Annotated in this window: 20 protein-coding genes; 1 reads left to right on the top strand and 19 read right to left on the bottom strand. The window is 41.6% G+C overall.

Annotated elements, in window-relative coordinates:
- Nucleotides 1–7: 7 nt before the first annotated feature.
- Together H9647_RS02845 and nrdR are read right to left on the bottom strand one after the other, a co-directional pair.
- Nucleotides 8–1,144 carry a DUF2264 domain-containing protein gene (locus H9647_RS02845; RefSeq protein ID WP_191797978.1) on the bottom strand — a complete coding sequence of 379 codons (1,137 nt, stop codon included), beginning with the start codon at nucleotides 1,142–1,144 and terminating at the stop codon, nucleotides 8–10.
- 33 nt (nucleotides 1,145–1,177) lie between these two features.
- Nucleotides 1,178–1,645, bottom strand: a complete 468-nt coding sequence (nrdR, locus tag H9647_RS02840) for a transcriptional regulator NrdR (protein WP_191797976.1) — start codon at nucleotides 1,643–1,645, stop codon at nucleotides 1,178–1,180.
- A 116-nt stretch (nucleotides 1,646–1,761) separates the two neighbouring features.
- Here nrdR and H9647_RS02835 point away from each other — a divergent pair, with 116 nt between their 5' ends.
- The gene (locus tag H9647_RS02835) at nucleotides 1,762–1,986 is read left to right on the top strand and encodes an alpha/beta-type small acid-soluble spore protein (RefSeq protein WP_191797975.1); all 225 of its coding nucleotides are present in this window, start codon (nucleotides 1,762–1,764) and stop codon (nucleotides 1,984–1,986) included.
- Nucleotides 1,987–2,073: 87 nt separating this feature from the next.
- On the opposite strand, the gene H9647_RS02830 is transcribed toward H9647_RS02835, so the two are convergent.
- The 17 genes from H9647_RS02830 to icd all read right to left on the bottom strand — a co-directional run bounded on the left by H9647_RS02830 (nucleotide 2,074) and on the right by icd (nucleotide 21,257).
- Nucleotides 2,074–2,637 carry a lytic transglycosylase domain-containing protein gene (locus H9647_RS02830; RefSeq protein ID WP_191797974.1) on the bottom strand — a complete coding sequence of 188 codons (564 nt, stop codon included), beginning with the start codon at nucleotides 2,635–2,637 and terminating at the stop codon, nucleotides 2,074–2,076.
- On the bottom strand, nucleotides 2,634–3,230 hold the full coding sequence (gene coaE, locus H9647_RS02825) for a dephospho-CoA kinase (protein WP_191797973.1): 597 nt from the start codon (nucleotides 3,228–3,230) through the stop codon (nucleotides 2,634–2,636). Before coaE ends, H9647_RS02830 begins: the two co-directional genes overlap by 4 nt.
- Before the next feature lie 14 nt (nucleotides 3,231–3,244).
- Complete coding sequence (locus tag H9647_RS02820) at nucleotides 3,245–3,982, bottom strand: manganese efflux pump (protein WP_318245249.1); 738 nt, start codon at nucleotides 3,980–3,982, stop codon at nucleotides 3,245–3,247.
- 157 nt (nucleotides 3,983–4,139) lie between these two features.
- Complete coding sequence (mutM, locus tag H9647_RS02815) at nucleotides 4,140–4,970, bottom strand: DNA-formamidopyrimidine glycosylase (RefSeq protein WP_191797972.1); 831 nt, start codon at nucleotides 4,968–4,970, stop codon at nucleotides 4,140–4,142.
- Nucleotides 4,971–5,035: 65 nt separating this feature from the next.
- Entirely contained in the window at nucleotides 5,036–7,693 is a 2,658-nt protein-coding gene (polA, locus tag H9647_RS02810; RefSeq protein WP_191797970.1) for a DNA polymerase I, read from the bottom strand.
- 148 nt (nucleotides 7,694–7,841) lie between these two features.
- Entirely contained in the window at nucleotides 7,842–9,440 is a 1,599-nt protein-coding gene (locus H9647_RS26110) for a glycine betaine ABC transporter substrate-binding protein (RefSeq protein ID WP_318245248.1), read from the bottom strand.
- Nucleotides 9,441–9,522: 82 nt separating this feature from the next.
- Nucleotides 9,523–10,191 carry an ABC transporter permease gene (locus H9647_RS02795; RefSeq protein ID WP_225229008.1) on the bottom strand — a complete coding sequence of 223 codons (669 nt, stop codon included), beginning with the start codon at nucleotides 10,189–10,191 and terminating at the stop codon, nucleotides 9,523–9,525.
- On the bottom strand, nucleotides 10,178–11,335 hold the full coding sequence (locus H9647_RS02790; RefSeq protein ID WP_191797968.1) for an ABC transporter ATP-binding protein: 1,158 nt from the start codon (nucleotides 11,333–11,335) through the stop codon (nucleotides 10,178–10,180). The genes H9647_RS02795 and H9647_RS02790 overlap by 14 nt, the downstream gene beginning before the upstream one ends.
- Before the next feature lie 274 nt (nucleotides 11,336–11,609).
- Entirely contained in the window at nucleotides 11,610–12,269 is a 660-nt protein-coding gene (phoU, locus tag H9647_RS02785; protein ID WP_191797966.1) for a phosphate signaling complex protein PhoU, read from the bottom strand.
- A 55-nt stretch (nucleotides 12,270–12,324) separates the two neighbouring features.
- The gene (gene pstB / locus H9647_RS02780; protein ID WP_191797963.1) at nucleotides 12,325–13,083 is read right to left on the bottom strand and encodes a phosphate ABC transporter ATP-binding protein PstB; all 759 of its coding nucleotides are present in this window, start codon (nucleotides 13,081–13,083) and stop codon (nucleotides 12,325–12,327) included.
- A gap of 274 nt (nucleotides 13,084–13,357) precedes the next feature.
- Nucleotides 13,358–14,089: a response regulator transcription factor gene (locus tag H9647_RS02775; protein ID WP_191797962.1), complete on the bottom strand. Its 732-nt coding sequence runs from the start codon at nucleotides 14,087–14,089 to the stop codon at nucleotides 13,358–13,360.
- Nucleotides 14,090–14,195: 106 nt separating this feature from the next.
- On the bottom strand, nucleotides 14,196–16,013 hold the full coding sequence (pnpS, locus tag H9647_RS02770; protein WP_191797960.1) for a two-component system histidine kinase PnpS: 1,818 nt from the start codon (nucleotides 16,011–16,013) through the stop codon (nucleotides 14,196–14,198).
- Between the two features lie 47 nt (nucleotides 16,014–16,060).
- Nucleotides 16,061–17,026 (bottom strand): bile acid:sodium symporter family protein, encoded by a 966-nt coding sequence (locus tag H9647_RS02765; protein ID WP_191797959.1) that lies wholly within the window; start codon nucleotides 17,024–17,026, stop codon nucleotides 16,061–16,063.
- Nucleotides 17,027–17,186: 160 nt separating this feature from the next.
- Nucleotides 17,187–18,050, bottom strand: a complete 864-nt coding sequence (locus tag H9647_RS02760) for an SDR family oxidoreductase (protein ID WP_191797957.1) — start codon at nucleotides 18,048–18,050, stop codon at nucleotides 17,187–17,189.
- Between the two features lie 327 nt (nucleotides 18,051–18,377).
- Complete coding sequence (locus H9647_RS02755) at nucleotides 18,378–18,797, bottom strand: hypothetical protein (RefSeq protein ID WP_191797955.1); 420 nt, start codon at nucleotides 18,795–18,797, stop codon at nucleotides 18,378–18,380.
- Between the two features lie 210 nt (nucleotides 18,798–19,007).
- On the bottom strand, nucleotides 19,008–19,949 hold the full coding sequence (mdh, locus tag H9647_RS02750) for a malate dehydrogenase (protein ID WP_191797953.1): 942 nt from the start codon (nucleotides 19,947–19,949) through the stop codon (nucleotides 19,008–19,010).
- Nucleotides 19,950–19,961: 12 nt separating this feature from the next.
- Nucleotides 19,962–21,257 (bottom strand): NADP-dependent isocitrate dehydrogenase, encoded by a 1,296-nt coding sequence (icd, locus tag H9647_RS02745; protein WP_160032942.1) that lies wholly within the window; start codon nucleotides 21,255–21,257, stop codon nucleotides 19,962–19,964.
- Nucleotides 21,258–21,312 lie beyond the last annotated feature (55 nt).

The raw sequence follows: 21,312 nt of genomic DNA, 5'->3' as shown, positions 1-21,312 counted from the left end.
TTGATAGTTAGAACACTGAATGATCCAGCGAAAAAGATTGCCCACTCCATGCTTTTTTCTGTGTCCAGGGTTCGTCTGGCATTGCCCAAAATGGATGATCACCTGAAAGTCCCAGCGGCAGAAATAAGGTACTGCACAAATATAAACTCCCTGTAGAAATATATCCTTCCGCTATATCTGGTTGATTGCCGCAAAAGCCAATCCGAAGCCATCCCTTCTCATCGAATGTACCTTCGGCAGTGATTGTTCTTTGCAACACTGCGGTAAGCGCACAGCGAACACTTGCACAATCCAATTCCTCAGGAAGCGTTTCCATGAGTGCGAGTTGAGATAACAGCTGAAAAGCACCAAAACGGTATGCAAGCGAACGACCTACTGGAGGAAACGTTCCTTCTGGTGAAATCATGCGTTCAAGCACTGCGCCATATCTTCGTGCTCGGGACAGTACGAACTCGTAAGCCGAGTCCCAATCAGGGTACATCCCTTTAAATGTACGATGGATATCGATAAGCATAGGCTGAATAACGAAGCTGTTATAGTAGTCCCAGTGAAAATGCGGACCATCTCCGTAGGTTCCATCCCCTAGATACCAATGCTCATGCTGTTTGAGAGCGTAATCGACTCTCATCACATCAAAGTCCTCTTCTCCCATCATATACAAGGCCGCCTCAACCATAGCAGAGAATAATAGCCAGTTCGAAGGAACGGCTTTTATACGGCGAGTCTTCTTCAAACAATCAATAAGCTGCTGCTTCACTCTCGGTTCAAGCTGTCCGTAAAGTTCCTGAGGAGCTCTCACGATCGCGTGAGCTAAAAAAGCTGCATCTACAAGCGGCTGACCGCCTTCTGTAAAATTCATGAAATCAACTGAATTCGGATCCGTGCCAGCATCAATAGCTTGTCTAGCCATTACTGCATACTTATTCCTTAGAACTTCTTCTTCTCCATCCTGCTTATGTTCTAACCAAGGAGCCATTCCAGCAAGTAATCTGCCAAGTGCTTCGAGGTAAGCATAGGTTTCTCTATCCGCTGAGGGAGAATCCACAGGCATGAGTTCCTTTAATTTCCGGTTCGATAAAGCTTCCAATACAGGATCTGCTATTCGAAACATCGATTCAAGCCATAACTTACGACTATGTATCATGAAAGTGAATTCTCCTTTATCGTATAGGTATACTTACTCTTCGTAGGGCTCTTTGGATAATAACGTTTTTAGTTCTTTCATAAACATATTAATGTCTTTAAACTGTCTATATACCGAAGCGAAGCGTACATAAGCAACTTCATCTACGGGATACAGCTGTTCCATGACAAGTTCTCCAATTTCTCTGCTCTCTACTTCAGCAACTGCAGTATTTCGTAAAGAGGACTCTACGGCAGACGCAATATTATCAAGTTGTTCAACAGATACAGGACGTTTCTCACATGCTCGAATCAATCCTCTAAGCAGCTTTTCTCTGCTAAACTCTTCTCTGCTTCCATCTTTTTTAATAACGATCAGCGGTGTCTCCTCAATCGTTTCAAAAGTGGTAAACCTGCGGTTACATTGTTCACATTCGCGGCGTCTGCGAATGGACTTGTTTTCATTAGCAGGGCGAGAATCAAGTACTTTCGTACCTCCGTACGCGCAATACGGACATTTCACGGACATCACTCCTCTTATTGTATATACTTTCCAACTATTTTTCTTTTAAAAAGTGTAATGAAAATCACAGATACGAGACATAATACTTTTACCAACTCGCAAGGAGGTGAAAGGCAATGGCACAAGGTAACAACGGAAACTCTAACCAACTAGTTGTAGCAAACGCTTCTGGTGCTCTTGAGCAAATGAAGTATGAGATCGCTCAAGAACTAGGTATCAGCATCCCACAAGATGGATACCAAGGTAACATGACTTCTTACGAGAACGGTTCTATCGGGGGTTACATTACTAAACGTCTTGTAACTATCGGTGAACAACAACTCGCTGGTCAATTTCAATAATAAGTAATCATAAAGTGTTGGACAGGTTAGCCATTAGGCTGGCCTGTCCAGCACTTATTTGCATTTCAACCAATGAGATGATAAGAATCAGAATTCCTTATAAATATCTTTATACTGATTATAATAATAAATAACCCGCTGTACATAATGCCGAGTCTCTCCAACCGGAATTTCATTAATGGTGTCGAGTTTCCCATCCCATAAGCCTTTTTTAATCCAGCTGCCTACATTCCCTTGTCCTGCGTTATAAGCCGCTATCGCTGCGATCGGATTGCCATCAAAATGATCGGATAAGTAATCAAGATACCATGTACCAATTTCTATATTTGCCTCAGGTTCATGCTTCAGTTCATCCATCGTTACATTCTTTTTCTGTTTTTTCTCCAAAACCCAGTTCGCAGTGTCTGGCATCAGCTGCATTAAACCGATGGCACCCTTTTTCGATTCACGACTCAGTTTATAATTGGACTCAACTCGAATAATGGAGGCTACGAGGAATGGGTCTACATCATAAGCTTCTGCTTGTGTACGAATCTCATCTTTATAATGAATCGGATAAAACCAAGACATCCAATTGGTATTAAAAAATAGAAGAAATAAAAAGGAAACAAGAATAACAAGCAACACTCTTTTTTTACGAAGCCATCTCATGATAAACCCGCGTCACGCCAAAAGGCCAAAATTTGCTTCTTCGTATCTTCGAAATCCCCGCTGTTATCTATAATAATATCTGCTTTTTGCTTCTTCTCTTCTATATCCATCTGAGCTTCCAAACGGCGGATCGCCTGATCCTTGTCCAGTCCATCTCTCTTCATTAACCGTTCTAATTGAATTTTTCTCGGTACATATACCAGCATAATCTGTTCATACCCATCTTCAAGTCCTGACTCATAGAGAAGAGGAATATCAGAAACAATAAGACGACCTGGGAACTGCACTTCGAATTTATGCTTACGATCTCTCATCTCCTGACGAATGGCAGGGTGGGTAATTTGATTTAATGCTTGAAGCTGATCTGGATGATTAAAAACAAGCTCACCGAGCTTCTTACGGTTCAGTGATCCATCTTCCAGCAGAACAACTTGTCCGAATTGTTTCGCGACAGCAGCAAGCACAGGGTGCCCGGGAAGCATGACTTCCCGAGCGATCTGATCTGCATCAATTAAAATCGCTCCAAGGCTTACAAGAAGCTTGGAAACACTGCTTTTACCTGACGCAATTCCGCCTGTTAATCCAATATTCATGTATTCACCTCAAATTAAATCAGCTTCAATATTCCCATAATAATTAACATAATTGCAGGTAAAGCCGTAAGTGACTGTACAAAACTTGAGTTTGCAAAACGAAAACCTGCCTTTAAACCAAAGACGAGAAACATACCGCTGAAAAAAGCGATCATTACCGAGGTTAATAAAGGAGGTAAACCAAGCAGTGCAGCACCAAGTCCCGCGCCAAAGGCATCTAAAGATAATGCAATCCCAAGCCACATGGCCTCATATCCCGAAATACTTCCTGAATCGTCCATATCAGCAGCGGAAGGTTTCTTTAATATTTGGATCACAAGACCAAACTTTTGAATTTCCAATAAAAAAACGGTTGTTTTCGATTCCGAATCGGACGATTCTCCCTCAACCGTACTGTCCTTCCCCGATTGCCGAGATGACAACGATGTATCTGAAGATAAGTTCGCCTTTTCTTTCCAAGGATCTGTCTCTGTATCCGCGGCTTTGGACCTGAATGACTGAATCAATGACCAGGTTCCCATACCAATGAGAATCCCTGCACCGATCCACGATGCTACATCCGGAGATACGAAAGTAGATAATAAAACTCCAAGCTGCATGGAAACTCCAATAACAAGACCAGAGCAGATGGAGATAATTACGATCGATAGCCAAGGAATTTTCATTTTGCGAAGGCCGTATGTAATGCCTATACCAAAGCCATCCAGACTAAGCGCAAAAGCAAGCAAAAATAACGTCAATGAATGAGGCACCCTTCATTCCTCCCAAAACTAGGCCACAAAGCTGCTTCAAAAGCAGGAAGCAGGCTAATGCCTAAGACTGCGTTGCCCTAGCAGTATATGGGAACCGGGTTAAAAGGGTGCCTATTCATAAAGGCTCGCTTACCTGGAGCTTGTTTATACTAATTCGTTACGTCAACACCTGACATCTTGGGCAAGTATGGGTACCGCGTCCACCTACCACTGTTTTAATAATCATTGTTCCACAATTTTCACAAGGCTGATTTTGACGGCCATATATTTTGAACTGATGTTGAAACATGCCCACTTCACCTTGACCGTTAACATAAGATTTAATGGTAGATCCGCCAGCTTGTACCGCTTCAAGGAGTGTATCAATGATAGACTGATGAAGCAGTTCAAACTGCTCGTCAGTGAGCGTATTTGCGGGTTGTTCAGGATGAATCCCTGCCTTAAAAAGCGACTCATCAACATAAATATTCCCGATCCCTACGACATATTCCTGATTTAGAAGAGCTACTTTGATCTTAGTTGACCGTTTCCCAATCACTTTACGAAAAGCTTCCAGTGTAAAAGATTCGTCGAGCGGCTCAAGCCCAAGCTTCATCAATGGTTTGTTTGTAAGGTCTTCCCCCGTGCGGAACAGATGCATGGTTCCAAATTGTCTTACGTCCTTGTAACGCAGCTCTGTTCCATCAGAGAAATGAAATACTACATGAGTATGTTTCTCTAAGGGTTCATCTTCAGGATATAAACCATATCGTCCTTCCATCCGAAGATGGGAGACAAGTACAAGTCCATCCAGTAGGATTCTCAAAAATTTACCTCTTCGCTCCACACCTTGGATGGTGTGTCCAACAAGCTCCATAGCAAATGCATCAATATCATCTGGCCGCTGAATGATTCGCGGTAAATGAACGGTAACACGATCTATATATTTTCCTACGATTAACGAATTTAATGTTCTTTTGACTGTTTCTACTTCCGGAAGTTCCGGCATGATGTCTTCACCTCATCCTCCATTATAGCGGATTTTGAGGCAATCTTATACCCTTTGACTTGGATTTACTTCGCCTCATACCAGTTTCTGCCGAAGCTGACTTCTGCTTTAAGTGGAACGGCTAATTCCAAGGCTTTCCCCATCACTTCAGGTACTAATTCCTTCATTATTTCTAATTCCTCTTCCGGTACTTCAAATACCAATTCATCGTGTACCTGCAACAGCATACGGCTCTTCAGTTTTTTCTCCGTAAGTGCTGCATCCATGTGAACCATAGCCAGCTTGATAATGTCAGCAGCGGTTCCTTGAATTGGCGTATTCATCGCTGTACGTTCTGCAAAAGAACGAAGGTTAAAGTTGCTTGCATTAATTTCTGGCAAATACCGGCGGCGCCCGAGAAGCGTAGTTACATAGCCATCTTGTTTAGCCTGTTTCACGATATCATCCATGAATTTACGAACACCTTTAAACACTTCAAAATACTGTTCAATAAACTGGGATGCTTCTTTTCTTGTAATGTTCAAGTTCTGAGACAAACCGTAATCGCTTATTCCATACACGATTCCAAAGTTAACAGCTTTCGCTGATCTCCGCATATTGCTGTCTACTGCTGATTCCTCCACTCCAAATACATCCATTGCCGTTTTTGTATGAATATCCATATCATGTACAAAAGCTTCTTTTAGATTATCGTCATCCGAGATGTGAGCAAGCACACGAAGTTCGATCTGCGAATAATCGGCAGCGAGAATGTACCAATTCTCTTCGGAAGGAACAAACACTTTACGGATCTTACGTCCTTCTTCCAGGCGAATCGGAATGTTCTGCAGGTTCGGAAACTGACTGCTAAGTCTGCCGGTGGCAGCAATCGTTTGACGATAATACGTATGCACTTTCCCTGTTTTATCTGAAATTTCTTTCAGTAATCCTTCTACATACGTCGATTGTAGCTTCGCAATCGAGCGGTACTCTAAAATATGCTGAACAATTTCATGATACGGAGCCAGCTTCTCCAGTACTTCTGCATCTGTAGAATAACCTGTCTTTGTTTTCTTAATAACCGGCAATCCCAATCTATCAAAAAGAATTTCGCCTAGCTGTTTTGGCGAGTTCAGATTAAATTCAGTTCCCGCAATCTCATAAATTTTCGCAACTAATGAAGATATCGTCTGTTCAAATTCAGAACCAAGTGCTTTAAGTTCGTCTACATTCGCTTTGATTCCTTGCTTCTCCATGTCAGCGAGTATGCGTGATAAGGGCATTTCTAGATCATAGAAAAGTTCATGCATTCCTGTCTCTTCCAAATCCTTCTGCTGTAGAGAAATCAGACGAGAGATCGTTTCTGCTTTACGGCATAAATACTCGCATACAACCTTCTCTTCTGGAAGTTTGTATTTAGCCCCTTTACCAAATACCTCATCATCTGACTGTAGACGAGCCAGACCATATTTCGATGCAACTCCCCATAGCGTCTGATTTGAATCCGTTGGATCGAGCAGATAACCCGCAAGATGCACATCAAAATCAGCTCCCGCAAATGGCAAGCCATTCGCATGTAGAACAAGATCAACCCTGTGTAAATCATATCCCTGTTTAGGCTTCTCCGAATCTCCCAGCCATTCTCTAATACCTGTACAAGCTTCGGAAGAGAGCACCTCTGGAGAGATAAAATAGTATTTCTCACAATCCGTCAGCACAATCCCAATCAAAGCAGCGTGATGAGGGTTGTCTCCTCGTGATTCAACATGAACAATTTTGATACGAGGAAGTAACGGCAGCAAGTCTGCTATGTTATCTTCCATTACAATAACGGTCTCAATCGCCTCTTCTTCTGGTGTATTCTCGTCCGCATCTGCCTGTTTAACGGTGAAGGCAAGTCGCTCTAACAGTGATTTGAATTCCAGCTTCGCGAGGGCCGGAGCTGCGGACTCTTCTTGAATACCGCCAAAAACCATGTCATCCCAAGTTTTCTCAAGTGGTACTTCTCGGTAAATGGTAGCTAGCCGTTTACTGAGCCGTGCATCTTCTGCGTGAGTTTCTATTTTCTCTTTCATCTTCCCTTTCAGTTCAGAAGTATTACTTAGTACCTCTTCAACTGATCCAAACTGATGAAGCAGCTTTAGTGCTGTTTTTTCTCCTACTCCAGGAATACCAGGAATGTTATCAGAGGTATCTCCCATGAGCCCTTTAAGATCAATAATCTGGAGCGGAGTAAGGCCGTAGCGTTCTTCAATTTCTTTTGGACCGTAATTTTCAATTTCAGATACGCCTTTCCGAGTCAATGCAATATTTACGTTCTCAGATGCCAGCTGTAACATATCCTTGTCACCCGTAACCACAAGGACTTCGCGGCCCGCTTCATCGGCACGTTTTGTGAGTGTTCCAATGATATCGTCGGCTTCATATCCAGATAGTTCAAACTGAGCAATACCGAAAGCGGTAAGCAGTTCTTTAAGTACAGGGAATTGTTCCGATAACTCAGGCGGTGTTTTCTGCCTTCCTCCCTTATATTCTTCATAACCTTCATGGCGGAACGTTACTTTACCTGCATCAAAAGCCACCATCATATGTGTCGGCTTGTGTTCTTCCAGCAACCGAAGAAGCATGGTCGTAAATCCGTACACCGCATTTGTATGTAATCCGCTCGAATTCGTCAGCGGGGGCATGGCAAAAAAGGCTCGATAAATAATACTGTTTCCATCAATCAAAATAAACTTTTCCATAGATACACCTCTCTTGTTTCACTTCTCCCTATATGATAACACATGGGAACTCTGCTTCAAAAAACAAAACGAATTAACTGTGCACTCTCCTGCATTATCGGCCAAATAAAAGAGAAACAGTCCGAACCGAAGTTCAGACTGTTTCATTTTACCGTTTTGCTATTTTAAATCGTTCTGCCAGTCTTCCTAGAAGGATATCTGCCAGGATGGCAAGTAACGCAGCAGGAATGGCACCCGCTAGTATTTTGATATTATGCCGCTGATTAAGACCCGCATAGATTTCGCGGCCAAGTCCATCTCCCCCGATAATCGGTGCGAGTGCAGCCACACCAATTGCGATGACCGCAGCTACACGTAAGCCTGCCATGAGGAATGGAATGGATAAAGGCATTTCCACTTTCCACAGCAGTTGGAAACGGCTCATCCCCATCCCTTTTCCTGCATCCTGTAGTGCAGGACTTACTTCCTTCAGACCAACATAAGTGTTACGCACGACAGGATTTAAAGAGTAAAGGAATAAGCCAATAACGACACTCTTGAATCCGAGACCAAACATAACCATGAGCAGAACGAGCAGTGCCATACTTGGAAGTACTTGAATAATGTTCGTAAAGAACATGATGACTCTTCCTGTTTTTTCAAAACGAGCACTAAGAATACCGAGCGGAATCCCAATAACTAAAGAAAGTCCCAACCCGCAAAGCACCATTAGAATATGAACCCATGTTAAATGAAGTAAATAAGATGCATTTTCAGTAACATAATAATAAAATTTCATGAAAGAATTCGCATCTGGATGCATCGCTGATGCAGGAAGCTTAGATTCATCAAGTAATCCAAGATCGACCAAATACTTCATCGCGACGGTTCGCGGTTCCATTTTTTCTACATCTACTTGATAACTTAACTCTGTCATCGTATCTGCATCAATCGTTCCCACAAGAGAAGAAAGCACTTCATCCAGTTCAGGATGCTCTTCAATCAGCTCTTTACGAACAACCGTTGAAGCATCGAATGGAGGGAAGAATTGTTTATCATCCTCAAGGGTCACAAGGTTAAATTCTTTAAGACCTGGATCTGTAGTATAAGCTAGAACAACATCTACAATGTTGTCAGCAACAGCTGAATATACGAGTGAGATTTCCATCGGAGAGGTCTGAGCAAAAGTAAAACCATACTCCTTTGTAAAGGCCGGATATCCATCCGTTGGACGTTCAAGCCAAGTTGTATCCACTCCAATTCTCATATCTCCTGCATGATCCTTTAAATCAGACATCTTGCTAAGACCGTATTCATCTGCCACTTCTTGTTTGACCGCTAATGTATACGTGTTCTCGTAGCCTAGCGAATCATACCATTTCAGATTCCATAGCTTATCAAAACCTTCCTGAGCCTGACGGAGTACTTCATCTCGATCCCTTGTTTCCTCAACTTCAAAATAACCGTTAAAAATTTCTCCTGAATATACACTTCCCATATCCATTTCGCCTGTGCTAAGCGCCCTTAGCACTAGACTAGAAGAAGCTAGGTCTGTCGTTACATCTACACTTAGATCGGTGCGATCTTCAATTAATGCTTTATATATCTCAGCAAGCACCTTGGATTCTGTAAAGGTTTGCGTTCCAATTTTCACCCGGTCAGCAGCTTCTGCCTTGCCAGACAAACTTACTGAAAAAATAGACAGAATGAGCATGAATAGAACCAATGTGCGCGTGATTTTCAACGATCTTTGTTTTATAACTCTCATTTGTACGATCTCCCTCTTTCCTTAGTAGCTTATGAGACTTTATCTTCACATCTCATATGATTTCTTCAGACAATTAGGAAACCTACGCCTTTGCACTATTTTGGTTCGGTCTAATTGCTTTCTCTAGTGCTCCAAGTAACAAGTCAGCAAGCAATGCAAAAAGGATGGCTGACAGTGCGCCTGCTACAATAAGTTCGGTCTTGTTTACGCCAAGTCCCGACATAATTAACTGTCCGAGTCCACCAGCTCCAATAAGTCCAGCGAGAGTAGTCCAACTAATGATATAGACTGTCGTTATTCTAATACCTGACATAATGTACGGAACCGCCAAAGGCAGCTCGATTTGAAATAAACTTTGAAGTCTACTGTAGCCCATGCCCTTCGATGCATCTCTCAGTGCAGGGTCAACTGCCTGTAGTCCAGCATATGTATTTCGTAAAAGCGGCAACAATGAATATAGAAATAATGCAACGATTGCCGGTGTCATACCAATCCCGAATAAAGGAATCATAAGAGCAAGAAGTGCTAAACTTGGGATGGTCTGAAATAGATTGGCAACACTAAATACTAGGGAATTGACCCATTTAATTTCTGAACTTGAGATCATAATCGCTACAGGTATGGCAACAACAATACCTAGAATGGTAGCAATTGCTGCGATTAAAGCATGCTGACCCGCTGCGCTAAGAATATCTGGGTAACGTTCACCTATGAAAACAAAGAAACTTTTTATCGATTCAAATACCTGCATTCACTTCTGCCTCCTCTGGTTCTGGAGTGTAGACGTCTGCGAGCAGCCTTACCACACTACCTCTCGTGATGAGACCAAGGAAAAGCCCATCTTCATCAATTACAGGTAGATTAGAAAGCTGATTCTCATTCAGTATCGTAAGCGCAGTGGTAACCGAATCTCCTCTATAAAGTACGTGCTCTACAGGGTTCATAACATCGACTATTTTCTTATCTTCTTCACGATAATGTTTGATTAACTGATAGATCGTTACGTTACCAAGCAAACGTCTATTTTTATCCACAACCAGCAAAGAGTCTACTTTACGTCTTTGTAAAATCGTAATCGCTTCTGCAATCCCTCTGGATGGAAACGCAGTAGCTGGATTGTTAATCATTACTTCCTCGACATTCGGGAATTCGGTAATGTCTTCTGACAGCAAGCGATCTTTTCCAATAAAGCTTTCTACGAATTCACTTGCTGGGTGACGTAAAATCTGATCCGGTGTTCCTACTTGTTCTATTTGTCCACCTTTCATAAGCACAATGGTATCAGCAAGTTTGATCGCTTCATCCATATCATGCGTAACGAAAACGATGGTTTTCTTCACTTCTGTTTGAAGTCGAATTAACTCATCTTGCAGTTCTTCTCTGCTAATTGGATCCAGTGCACTAAAAGGTTCATCCAGCAAAATAATATCGGGGTCTGCTGCTAGTGCACGAATTACACCGATCCGCTGTTGTTGTCCACCACTTAGTTCGGAAGGATATCGATTCCCAAATGTCTCGGGTGCAAGTCTGACTTGATTAAGGAGTTCATCTACACGTGCATCGATTTTTGCTTTATCCCATTTCAGTAGACGCGGTACTACACCTACGTTTTTAGCGATTGTCATATTCGGGAACAAACCCACACTTTGAATGACATAACCTATGCTTCTTCTGAGATCTACTGCATCTGTTTTCGAAATATCTTTCCCGTTAATCAAAATTTGACCATGAGAAGGAACATTCAAACGGTTGATCATTCGCATCGTTGTTGTTTTACCACAACCAGAAGGACCAATGAACACCGTAATTTCCCCTTGTTTAATCGTAAGATCAATGCCTTTTAACGCTTCGAAACCATCATCATACACTTTCTTAACACCTTTAAATTCAATCATGAATCGTTTCCCCCTGTCATATTTCGTTCCTACGCCTAAAAAACTCCCAGCATATAGAAAAAAGAGCCGGTGTCAACAGCGGCTCATTTCACTATCTTCACGAAATTTGCTAGGTGAGTTGCTTATCTGACAGAGTATAATTACCCACTATTACACATAAAGAAACAGAATTACCCGAAAATTCCTAAAAAGATAGAAATTCAAGAATAATTCTGTCATTTTAAGGGTCTAAAAACCCATATATTACTACGCATTCCTATGTTTTTCGTCCTCTTTATTGATTCAGATCAGGACGTTTACCTGTAACTAAATATACAGCACTCTCACCAATATTCGTTGCATGATCACCAATTCGTTCGATATAGCGACCCACCATCATAAGAAGCATAGCCTGGGAAGCGTCTTGCGGGTGATCCACCATGAGCGCATATAGGTCTGTTATCATATGACTGTACAGTTCATCCACTTCATCATCCGTCTTTGCCATTTTGTAAGCCAAATCTGCATTCTCATCAAGATACGAGTTAATGGATTCATCAATCATAAGCTTAACAATCTCCCCCATCCGAGGGATATCGATAAGAGGCTTGATTAGTTTCTGACCTTCCATACGCAGCGTCACTTTGGCAACATCCAGTGCAAGATCACCCATTCGTTCTAGGTCACTTGAGATTTTGAAAGCTACGATAATTCTTCTTAGATCTTTAGCGACAGGCTGTTGTGTGATAATTAGCTTCGTTCCAAGTTCCATGATCTCTTCTTCCATTGCATTCAGCTGGATATCTTTCGATACAACCTTCTGCGCAAGTTTGAGGTCACCTGACTTTAAACTGTTGATGGCATCTACCAAAGCTGTATTTACGTGTTCCGCCATCTTAAGTAATAAATCTCGAAGCTGATTTAATTCCCGGTCAAATCCTTTTCTACGAATCATCCTTGCTGTTCCTCCTCATGTAAATGAAGTGTAGCTATTTTATTCGTACAATCTGTTAACCAAAACGTCCAGACACATAATCTTCTGTTCTAGGGTCTTGTGGATTGGAGAAAATTTCGTTCGTTTCCGCCGCTTCTACCACTTCCCCATTCAGGAAAAAGACTGTTTTTCCTGATACACGAGCAGCTTGATGCATATTATGTGTAACCATGACGATCGTGTAATGATCTCTTAACTCTTGTACAAGTTCCTCAATTTTGAGGGTAGAGATCGGATCGAGAGCTGATGTTGCTTCATCCATAAGCAGCACTTCAGGTTGAACTGCTAAAGCACGAGCAATACATAAGCGCTGTTGTTGTCCTCCTGACAGACTCATTGCCGAGCGTTTCAAGTAATCTTTCACTTCATCCCACAGTGCAGATCGGCGCAGACTTTGTTCAACAATTTCATCAAGCACTTTTTTATCCGTTGTTCCATGAAGGCGTGGACCATAAGCGATGTTATCATATATCGTCTTAGGAAACGGATTGGGTTGTTGAAACACCATACCTACCCGTTTACGAAGGGTCTCAATCGGCAGGTTCTCACCATAAATATCTTGTCCATCAATCTCTACTTTCCCTTCAATTCTCGTACCGCTAATCATGTCATTCATACGGTTGAGTGTACGAAGAAGAGTAGATTTACCGCAGCCCGAAGGACCGATAAAAGCAGTTACTGTATTTTTGGGAATCTCAAGATTTACATTCTTTAACGCATGAAAAGATTCATAATATAGATTCAGGTTTTTAATATTTATCATCGTGCTGTTCATCCCTGGTTTATCTCCTTTACTGCATAGTGAGGATCAACTTGTCATACGAAAAACAAACCTCACAAAATAAAAGCTCTACATCATTGTAACGTCTCATTGTAAAGGCTATATAAACAATTGTTAACGCTATGTAAAATGTAAATCAGAAAAGTCCGCTAATCGCCTATTCTCAGTCTCGAAAAGCAGACTCACTGATTTCAAGGGCTCTTTGTCAGCCAGGGCAATCCTCTCCTTATCTTGTCTCGAATGACAATTAATGATTCTAGGTAAAGGATCACCGGAGCTGTGAAACTGTCTTTCGTTTGCCTGCTACAAGCTTGTATCCCACACCACGTATGGAGTCAATATGAACCGTTTCGGGATCCAGCTCCAGTTTTTTGCGCAGAGAGCTAACATGAACATCTACGGTGCGTTGCCCTCCTATATAATCGAATCCCCAGACCGCATTCATCAAATCATCTCTTGTTAGTACAACACCAGGCTTTTTAGCTAAATATAAAAGCACTTCAAACTCTTTCGGACGAAGCTGTATGGGTTGTCCGCTCAGCGTCACTTCATACTTCTTCGGATAAATCTCAAGTTCCCCTAAAACAATTCTTGATCCGTCCTCTTCAGCAGGTGTGGGCTGTTCCTCCATACCAGATACCCTGCGCAGTACCGCATCCACCCTAGCGAGTAGTTCCGAGACCCCAAATGGTTTTGTTATATAATCATCTGCACCCAGTTTTAGTCCTTGAACGACTTCATTTTCTCCATTCTTAGCAGTGAGAATAATGACAGGGGTTTTTACCCCTGTACTTCTAAGTTTACTGAGGATCTCGAGTCCATTCATTCCAGGGAGCATAATATCGAGCAGTATTAGATCAAACTCCTGAGAAGAAGCTCTTTCGTAACCGGATGTACCGTGATCTTCTACTGTTACATCATGACCTTCTTGGGTCAAGTTATAGGAGAGTAATCTTGCTAGTGTAGGCTCATCTTCAATAACTAATAATCGCTGTGCCATGGTATCCCCTGCTTTCATCTCTTGTTCATTCAGTTCATAATATCATTACTTTGTTATCGTGGTGTAAAATATGACAGTCTATATTATCTGCTATCTATTTGATAACCTATTCCTCATCCGTATGTTCCTGAAGAAGCGGCAAGACAACAGTAAATGTCGTTCCCGTACCCAGCTCGCTCTCCACCATTAACGTTCCTTGATGCAGTTCTACCAAATGTTTAACAATGGATAGTCCAAGACCTGTGCCGCCGGAATTACGAGATCTTCCTTTATCTACTCGGTAAAAACGCTCAAACACCCTCGGTAAGTCGGCTTTTGGTATACCAATCCCCGTATCACTAATTTGGAAAACAACTTTCTCTTCTCCTTCATCCTTGTCAATGGAGGCCTGAATTTTAACCTGTCCACCCTCAAGAGTATAGTTAATCCCATTACTAATTAGATTTAAAAAGATCTGTTTCAGTTTATCCTCATCAGCTTCCATAAATAATTCATTAGGTACGTCTACAAGAAGACGAATCTGTTTCTTCTCAGCTACATTGCTTAACGTTCCGGTCACCATATCAAAGAATGAATGAAGATGAACCGGAGAGCAATCAAGGTTGGACCGTCTGGATTCTATTTTTGATAATTCCAATATGTCACCAATCAGGCGGTTCAATCGGTCACCTTCATCATATATTATTTGCAAAAAGGATCGTACAGTTTCCTCATCCTTTACTCCTCCGCTAAGAAGTGTTTCTGCAAAACCTTTGACTGCTGCTACAGGTGTCTTCAGTTCATGAGATACATTAGCTACAAATTCACTTCGCATATTTTCTAGACGCCGAATAGCTGTGATATCCTGAAGTAAAAATAGCATTCCTCGATAACTTCCATCATTCTCGAACATTGGAACACCGTCTAAACCTACAAGTAATTCTTCAGGTTTATATAAACGTACTTCTTCGTGTATACGATCTCTATGATCTATGGAAGATTCAATGATTTTCGTTAACTCATAATGTCGTTTTTTGAGTTCATGATAGGGTCTTCCCATCACACGACGCTGATCAACACCAAGCATACGCTCACTTTCTTTATTGAGCACAGCGATATTTTGCGTGGCATCAATCATAATAATACCGCCTGTCATATTGCTCATTACACTCTGAACCAAATCTTCACTATCACGGATCATTTTCAGCTGGGTCTGCAGGCTGTCTGCCATGCCGTTAATCGCTTTGCCGAGTTGTCCAATCTCATCATCACGATTAAATCTAACTCTTGCATCATAATCCAGCAGGGATATTTGATTCGCTACCTTCGTAATGTGTTCGATCGGACTCGTAAGGCTTTTTCCGACTCGATAGCAAACAAATGCCACTAATGCAAACAAAATAATAAGGGTGACAAACATAAGGAACCAGCCTCGGCCTAGTCCTTCGTCTACTGCTTTCAAGCTCATGGAAAGCCTGATATATCCATCAAAGTTCCCATCTGATGAAGTTACGGGAAGCGCAATATATAGCATCTTTTGGCCAAGCGTTTCACTCGTTCGAATAGCATGTCCGTAGGAAGTAGTTCCTGCGGTAATGGATGTAATTTCCTCACGGTTTAGATGGTTATCCATTTTTGTTGCACTATGCTCCGAATCACCAATCACGGTACCATCTCTGAGGATAAACGTCGTTCTTGAATCAGTGAGATCCTCAAGTTCTTTCGCTTTTTCTGTATAATATTTGGTTACCGTCTCCAAATCACCTTGAGTCTTCATAAAAGGAAAATGGATCTTCAGCAGTTTAATCTCGCGCACCATATTTTCTTCAAGGGCATTAATATGTACTTCTTTGAATACTTGACCCAGAGCCACACCTGCCGCTAAGACAGAAATAAAGATCAGCGTCATCATAATGGCTGTAAGCCGAAAACGAAAAGTCTTCATATGCGTTATTTACTCATCCTTTATACTGTTATTATTAACATTATATTTTACATTTCTTCTTTTTGAATTGGCAAGAAACGTTGCAGTAGTGCATGATGCAGTGTTGCAAGCGGCTGCTGAATCATAATCCCTAGAACAACCGGAATCGCTGTTTGCGGCGAAAAATAACCCATCGCAAGAACAAGGCCGAGTGAGATATTACGCATTCCAGCTGCATAAGACATCGTCACCCTTATTTCCCGGGAAACATTTCTCATAAGATAAGAGCCTGCAAATCCAATACAATAGCATAACGCAACTAACAATACGACGGCAATAGAAGCGAGAATAACACTTGTTTCCAATGTTCTCATATGAGGAGCGATGGCTGCCGCATTTAGAAGTACGACTGCAGCAAAGAATATTTTTGAAATAGGCAAAGTAACTGGGGCAGACCATGCTTTGAATTTTCCTTTTGAAATTTCGTAGATGGTTACGCCAAGAACGGTAGGAACTACGATAATTAGCAGAAGATCCTTCATAAGTGAAACCGTGTCAAATTTAATGTCTGCTCCAAAAAAGAGTTCGATCAAACCTGGCACAACTAGCGGGCTAAGTGCTGAATCTACAACTACCATGGCCAGCATTAAGGGTACACTTCCATAAGACATGCCGACCCATAATACCGAAGAAACACCTAAAGGAATAATCGAGAATAAAACCAATCCCACCGTATAGTCGGAATCTGGACCAAACAGAGCTGCTCCAAGCGCAAAAGCAATAAGCGGTGTCAGTACATGAGCTAAAAGCAGCGTAATAAATACAGGCATCGGTTTGTACACTACATTTTTCAAATGAGTAAGACCGCATCCCAAAGCCATGACAAAGGTAACAAAGCCAAATAAATAGGGAACCCAAGAAACAAATGGTAAAAAAAGTTCAGAATAAATCATCCCTAAAATTAGGGTGAATGGAATAATAGCAAACATATACTTCTCAAACCAGGCTGCAAATCGAAGTGACCAAGATCCCATATATTATCCGATTCCTTTCCGTGATTCTATCAAATTGATCATACCACACATTAAACGGCGTTCTTCGATCGTTATGTAAATTTTATCAATTAAATGTAAAAAAGGTCTCATCCGGATTAAAGTCCGTATGAGACCTGATATATATGTTATTGCTGATTCATTAACCGTTTACTACTTCTCCGCCATTTACATGGATGACTTGTCCACTCACGTAAGAAGAATCACTGGATGCAAGATATACATATGCCGGTGCGAGTTCTTCTGGTTCACCTGGACGTTTCATTGGCTGTGTTGCTCCGAATTCACTTACTTTCTTTTCATCAAAAGTAGAAGGAATGAGCGGAGTCCAGATCGGGCCCGGTGCTACCGCGTTTACTCTGATTCCTTTATCGGCCAAATGCATGGACAAGGAACGTGTGAAAGCAGTAATGGCTCCTTTGGTAGCAGAGTAATCAATTAGATTTTCACTACCTCGGTAAGCCGTAATGGAAGTCGTATTAATGACAGCACTACCGCTTTTTAAATGAGGCATTGCTGCTCTTGTCATATAGAACATACTGAATATATTCGTACGGAACGTTTTTTCCAGTTGCTCATCCGTAATGTCTTCAAAGTTCTGCTGTGGATGCTGTTCAGCTGCGTTGTTCACTAGGATGTCCAGCCCGCCTAATTCATCTACTGTTTGTTTGATCGCTTCGCTACAGAACGCGGAATCCCGAATATCACCTGGTATCAGAACACACTTCACACCTTCTTGCTCTACACACTTCTTAGTCTCCTCTGCATCGTTATGTTCATCTAAATAGACGATCGATACATTTGCACCTTCTTTTGCGTACGCTACGGCCACAGCACGTCCAATACCGCTGTCTCCGCCCGTAATTAGAGCTGACTTTCCTTTCAATTTCCCTGCTGCTTTGTAGGATTCTCCCTTGTACTTCGGTCTTGGGGTCATTTCCGATTCAATCCCTGGCTGTTTGCTTTGTTGTTGTGGAGGTAACGTTTTGTTTTGATTCTCTGACATGATCTCGTTCTCCCTTCCTTTTCTAGAATGTTCTATCACGTATTTTCATAATCAAGTTATAGGATGGCTAATCTTGCTGTCCTTATACGTCATTCTTTGTAACGTAACAGTAGATTAACAACAATCCTCTTCGTTATGATTTTACCCGTCCTCTGCTTAATGAAACTTTCTTGCCTCACTCTATGAAAAGAAAAGTCGAAACTTTTTTTATGAAAAAACAAAAAAAAGACAGAACATTTCGCATATTACTTGCGAATAATTCTGCCTTACTTAAAAATGCATAGGGTTAATGAATACTTTATATCGATATGTATTCTTACCTAGTTTCTACCAAGGGTAGACCATGATTCCAAGCATTACGAGCAACAATACAGCTAAAATAATACTGAACATACACAGTTTATTTTTTTCTGCACTGATATCTCGTTTTTCTTGAATACCTGCAATACCAAGACGAAGTGATTTACCCATAATTCCACCAATCGCAAGCATTGCGATGAAGATCACAACAACCAGGATCATCCAGGAAACAGCGTAAGATCCTTTGCTCATGATGTATCCACCGGTAATAAACTGAATAATCAAACCGTATTGAGCGACACGATTAAATGTTCTGACAGCCGCGATACTTCCCTCTTGAGCTGGTGCTGCTAGTTTCATTAGTGCACTAACCACGAAAGGAAGTAATAGATAATAACCTACTGAGACTGCACCGAGTATGTGTACAAAATAAAAAATTGAACCCATCTTTTCCATTCACTCCTTTCCTACTATTCTATTATGATCTTACCCGTAGAAATAAAGCCGGAATCAATCCATGGACTATTAATGAATGACTTTATTCCTATCTCTCAAATTATACTGATTATTAAGCATAAAGAAAAGGAAACCCTGCTCATTTACAGGATTTCCTTATCATTCATTCACTGTTTATTCATTTTATAATTAAAATAACTGCTATACCGTTACGACAGACATGACATTACGCACAGATTCAGCCGATTGATCAAGAGCTGCTTTTTCCTCTGTCGTAAGATCCAGCTCAAATATTCTCTCGATACCATTACCACCGAGGATCGTAGGAACACCAAGAAATAAATCATGGTAACCATATTCCCCCTCAAGATAAGCAATGACTGGAATAATCCTTTTTTTATCCTTGAGAATAGCTTCCGTCATCTGTACAAGGGAGGCAGCAGGAGCATAATAGGCACTTCCGTTACCAAGCAAATTCACGATTTCTCCACCGCCAACACGAGTTCGCTGTACGATCGATTCAATCCGATCTTTTGAGATCAGTGAGTCGATAGGAATACCGCCCACACTAGAGTAACGTACGAGAGGTACCATATCGTCTCCATGACCGCCAAGTACGAAGCCGCGAACATCCTCAACAGAGACATTCAGTTCTTGAGAGATAAAAGTGCAGTAGCGAGCAGTATCCAGCACACCAGATTGCCCAATAACACGGTTCTTTGGAAAACCAAGTGCATGGTATGCAGCATAAGTCATCGCATCCACTGGGTTGCTTAATATAATAACGATGGAATCAGGACAATATCTCTTAATATTTTCACAAACCGATTTGACAATCCCTGCATTGGTGTTCACCAGATCATCACGACTCATTCCTGGTTTCCGAGCAATTCCTGCAGTGATAATAACAATATCCGAATCAGCTGCATCTTCGTAGTCTGAAGTACCAACGATGTTACTATCAAAACCTTGAATTGGGCTTGCTTCGAGCATATCAAGCGCTTTTCCCTTCGTTGGGTTCTCAAGTTGAGGAATGTCAACAAGAACAACGTCACCAAGTTCTTTCTGAGCTATCATAAGTGCGGTAGTAGCTCCGGTAAACCCGGCTCCAACGACAGTAATTTTTTTACGCTGAATTGTCAATAGATTCGCTCCTTATAGGTTTTTAATAATTTCATTAGCAAATTCGGAACATTTTACTTCTGTAGCGCCATCCATCAAACGTGCAAAATCGTAAGTTACCGTTTTGTTATTGATGGAAGTTCCCATACCTTTATAGATCAGGTCAGCCGCTTCCTGCCATCCCAAATGTTCAAGAAGCATTACGCCGGACAAAATCACGGACCCTGGGTTAACCAAGTCTTTGTCTGCATATTTAGGAGCAGTACCGTGTGTTGCTTCAAAGATTGCATGTCCTGTTACATAGTTGATGTTCGCTCCCGGCGCAATACCGATTCCGCCTACTTGTGCAGCAAGAGCATCAGACAGGTAGTCACCGTTCAAGTTAAGCGTTGCAATCACATCAAATTCTGATGGACGAGTCAACACTTGTTGAAGGGCAATATCCGCAATCGCATCTTTAATAATGATTTTACCTGCATCTTCTGCTGCTTTTTGAGCGGCATTCGCTGCATCCGTACCTTCTTTTTCTTTGATTTCATCATACTGAGCCCAAGTGAATACTTTATCGCCGAATTCAGCTTCAGCCACTTCATAACCCCAGTTTTTGAAAGCACCCTCAGTAAACTTCATGATATTACCTTTGTGTACAAGGGTAACGCTCTTACGTCCATGAGTAATCGCATACTCAACAGCTGCACGTACAAGACGCTTGGATCCTTCGGAAGAAACAGGTTTGATGCCGATACCAGAAGTTTCAGGGAAGCGAATTTTGTTAGCGCCCATTTCTTGTTGCAAGAATTGGATTACTTTTTTCACTTCTTCTGAACCTTCTTGGTATTCAATCCCTGCATAGATGTCTTCTGTATTTTCACGGAAAATGACCATGTCAACAAGTTCAGGACGTTTTACCGGAGAAGGTACACCATCGAAATAACGTACAGGACGCAAGCACACATACAGATCAAGTTCTTGACGAAGTGCTACGTTTAGTGAACGAATTCCGCCACCGATTGGTGTAGTAAGTGGTCCTTTAATCGCTACAATATACTCACGGATTGCTTCAAGTGTATCCGCAGGAAGCCACTCACCGTATGTATTAAATGCTTTTTCACCAGCAAAAACTTCATACCAAGCAATTTTCTTTTCGCCGTTATATGCTTTCTCAACAGCCGCATCTAGTACACGCTTGGATGCTTTCCAAATATCGCGGCCTGTTCCGTCCCCTTCAATGAAAGGAATAATCGGGTTATTAGGAACTTGAAGTTGTCCATTATCAATCGTAATTTGCTCGCCTTCTGTAGGGAGTACGAATTTTTCAAAGTTTGGCATAATGTATTTCCTCCTTGTTTTGTGAATCTACAGTATTACACGGGCATAGAAGGGC

The organism is Paenibacillus gallinarum, from assembly GCF_014836635.1.
Lineage (GTDB): Bacteria > Bacillota > Bacilli > Paenibacillales > Paenibacillaceae > Paenibacillus > Paenibacillus gallinarum.
The sequence above is the reverse complement of the archived record's forward strand: the minus strand, read 5'-3'. Positions and strand labels throughout refer to the sequence as shown.